The organism is Paenibacillus sp. P22, assembly GCF_000469945.2.
GTDB lineage: Bacteria > Bacillota > Bacilli > Paenibacillales > Paenibacillaceae > Paenibacillus_O > Paenibacillus_O humicus.
The window spans coordinates 1-3,315 of sequence record NZ_CBRA020000053.1 but is presented as its reverse complement, the minus strand read 5'-3'; the positions used below and the strand labels follow the sequence as shown (position 1 = coordinate 3,315).

General features: G+C 58.1%; 4 protein-coding genes. 2 read left to right on the top strand and 2 right to left on the bottom strand.

All coding sequences use genetic code 11. The features are described 5' to 3' along the window. Positions 1-143: 143 nt before the first annotated feature. Positions 144-467, bottom strand: coding sequence for a 2Fe-2S iron-sulfur cluster-binding protein (locus BN871_RS09550; protein WP_048745628.1), 324 nt, complete (start codon positions 465-467; stop codon positions 144-146). Positions 468-615: 148 nt separating this feature from the next. Between BN871_RS09550 and BN871_RS27565 the strand changes: the two genes are divergently transcribed. After that, on the top strand, positions 616-768 hold the full coding sequence (locus BN871_RS27565; RefSeq protein ID WP_021878783.1) for a hypothetical protein: 153 nt from the start codon (positions 616-618) through the stop codon (positions 766-768). Between the two features lie 7 nt (positions 769-775). Here BN871_RS27565 and BN871_RS09545 read toward each other — a convergent pair whose 3' ends face one another. Beyond that, positions 776-1,348 (bottom strand): GNAT family N-acetyltransferase, encoded by a 573-nt coding sequence (locus BN871_RS09545; protein WP_048745627.1) that lies wholly within the window; start codon positions 1,346-1,348, stop codon positions 776-778. Positions 1,349-2,109: 761 nt separating this feature from the next. Between BN871_RS09545 and BN871_RS09535 the strand changes: the two genes are divergently transcribed. Then, the gene (locus tag BN871_RS09535) at positions 2,110-3,102 is read left to right on the top strand and encodes an ABC transporter substrate-binding protein (RefSeq protein WP_232312934.1); all 993 of its coding nucleotides are present in this window, start codon (positions 2,110-2,112) and stop codon (positions 3,100-3,102) included. Positions 3,103-3,315: the final 213 nt, after the last annotated feature.

Below are 3,315 nucleotides of genomic sequence, written 5' to 3'. Positions count from 1 at the left end.
GGCACGACGACGGAACGAGCTGCAGCAGAAGCCCGCCCATGGCAGGCGAGCGCATAAAGGCCAGGCGGAGTCCTCGGGGGACTCTGCCTGGCCTTTTTTGTGGACTGAACTCATGGGTCAACAAAACAATGCGGAGGCCCCGTTCAGTCCTGGGGACGCGGCCCGGGCTCCAATCCCGTCGAAGAAGCCGTCTTGATCAGCCGGAGCTCGAGGTCGTTCTCAAGTCTGATCTGGCAGGACAGCCGAACGGCCGGGTCCTCGATGCCTTTGTTCCTCAGGGTCGCTGCTTCCGCCTCTCCCATCTCCGGGGCGTCTCCGGACAGCACTTCCACGGCGCAGGTGGTGCATCGGGAGTTGCCGCCACAGCGGTGAAGCATATCAACCCCGTTATCCTCCAGCGCGAGCACGAGCTTCGTGCCTTCGCTCGCCTGAAGAGCTTCTCTTCCCTCGATTTGAATCGTCGGCATGGGCGATTCCTCCTTTATCGTTGCGTCTCTACTACATTCAAGCTCCATGCCCCGGATACCTGCAAGAATGCCTTGAAAAGAGCTCTTTCTCTCCGTCCGTCATGGAACTATTCGGCAAGGAGAGGAGGGCTGGGCCGAGGTCGTCGGCTTGCCGATGCTGCAACCGGAGGAGCGCAGCCAGCTTCGCACGACGTCCAGAGGCCTCGGGGAGACGTTGCTGGCGGCGCTGGATGGCTGCAGGACGCAAAAGCCGTGCCTGGTCTCGATGGAGACGGGCACGGCTTTTTTCTTGCAGGGATGAAAGGACTTCAATCCTCGGCTGACTGCTGCCCCTCCTCCGGCTCCTCCCGCACGATGGCAAGCGTCACATGATCCTCCCAGCGGCCGTTGATCCTCACGTTTTTGCGGGCCAGTCCTTCCTTCTGGAAGCCTGCCTTGGTCAGCACCCGGATAGAGCCTTCGTTATGCGGCATTACGCCTGCCTCGAGGCGGTGAAGATCGAGCTCGCCGAAAGCATACGGGACGATAAGCTGCACCGCTTCGGTCATGAGCCCCTTGCCGTTATGCTCCCGATCCAGCATATAGCCGAGCCATGCGCTCTGGAGACTGCCGCGAGCCACCCCGGACAGCGCGATCGTCCCGATCACCTCCGACGCTCCCCGAGGCCGGATCAGCAAATGATAGCCTTGGTCCTGCTCGCGCTGCTTCATGGCGCCGGCGATTCTAACCTCCTGCGCTTCCAGCGTGTAGAACTGATCGTCCTTCGTCCCCGAATACAAGCGGAAAAAATCCTTGTTGCTCTGCTCAAGCTTCAGCAAGGCAGGCGCATCCTTCTCCTCGAAAAAGCTCAGCTCGATGCGGTTCCCGTTCAGCGTGGACATTCTAATCCCCCTTGGAATAAAAAAGCTCCGAGGCTGCCCTCCCCTGCGGCAGGAAGCCGCAGCATGGAGCCCCGCAGCATAAGCGATGCTTGCTGAATCTGAACATGGAGCCCCAATGCCCGAAACGGAACGCATGAACAGAACAGGATAGCAAAGAAACCAGGAAACGATTATTCTGCTCGTCCATGTTTTGCGTCCTTGCATGCTCGATATCTTATTTATTGAGTATAAACACGTGAAAATCTCAGATCAATCCCGGATATCCGGCCTCTCGAGCTGCAGCATCCGCATGTATTGGAGCAGCGGTCGGATATGGACGGCATCGTGATCGGATTTCCGCTCCAGGGGGTCGCCGAGCAGCCGCTTGATAGGCTTATGCGGCCGCCGAACCTTCTTCGTGTCGAATTCGGCTGCGTTGTTTGGCGTCCATGGAAGCCTCCTTAAGGTGGAATGGGTTGAATTCGGGCTGCAGCCATTGTACGCCCTCGTTATTTCGTCAGGCATCGAATGATGATTGCGGCTTGAAGAACGGATTTTTTGCGGAGGGACGGGATCTGTTTCTTTTTGGACACAATATTTTCTGGAAATAAGCCAAATAGGTTGATCTATTAATTGATATTGATTATCATTACTAACTGAGGGTTTAAAAGCCTGTCTATCCGGATTGGATATCGGCAGGCGCAACTGACAAGTCATGAATGACGAATCGGGCAAGCCGGCAATGGAGGCGGCATCGGTTCCATCATCAAGGAGGATATCCCGTGGTAAAAAGCAAACTGAAAGTTCCGGCGCTGCTGCTCAGCATCGCATTCATGTCCATGCTGCTCGCAGCCTGCGGAAGCGGCAATCATTCGAACACGGCGGCAGGCAACGACGCCTCGACGCCGCCAGCCTCGACGGCTCCGGCCGCCTCGCCGGCTCAAACCAAAATGACGGACGGGCTCGGCCACGAGGTCGAAGTGCCGGCCGATCCGCAGCGCATCATCGCTTCCTACCTGGAAGACTACCTGGTGGCGCTCGGCGTGAAGCCGGTAGCCCAGTGGTCTGTCGCCAACGGCACCCAGGAGTACCTGCAGGATTCGCTGAAGGATCTCCCGACCATTCCGTACGATCTTCCGCTTGAAGCGGTGACCAGCTTCGATCCCGATCTGCTCATCATCGGCTCCAACAGCGCCGTCGAAGGCGGCAAGTACGACCAGTACGCCAAGATCGCCCCGACCTTCGTGCTCGGCGACGAAGTGAACAACGACTGGCGCAAGGCGCTGCTGAAGATCGGCGAGGTTCTTCACAAGAGCGACGAAGCCCAAAAGGTGCTGGACGACTACGAGAAGAAGGCTGCAGACGCCAAGGCGAAGCTTGAAGCTGCGATTCCGGGCAAATCCGTTGCCGCCGTCTGGCTCGTCCAGGGCAAATTCTACGTCGTCAGCGACAAGCTGTCGAGCGGAGCGGTGCTCTACAAGGATCTCGGCCTGAAGGCGCCGGAAGTCGTCAAGGAGATTTCCGCCTCGGGCGCAGGCAACTGGAACGCCATCTCGCTGGAGAAGCTGGCCGATCTGGATGCGGATTACCTCATTCTCGTGAACAGCGACAAGGACTCCGGATCCGCCGCGTTGAACGACGCCCTGTGGAAATCCGTGCCGGCCGTCAAGAACGGCAACGTATTTGAATATCCGAAATCGTCCAGCTGGCTCTACTATGGTCCGGTTGCCAGCTCGCAGATGGTCGACAATCTGCTTAAGGATATCGTAAAGTAAGAACGAATAGAGAAGAGGGAGCCGCGGCTCCCTTTTTTCGCTTGGAGCCTTGTTTATCAAAGCCTCCGAGCTCCGTTTATCAACGCGGAAGCTCGCCGCCGCCATGCGGAAGGCCGGCTGGGAGGCCGGATGGCCTGAAATTATACGCAGACTGGGGAATCGGGACTATGGCAGCAACGACACGCAAGGGAAGGGACGGCGGACAGCCTGCCG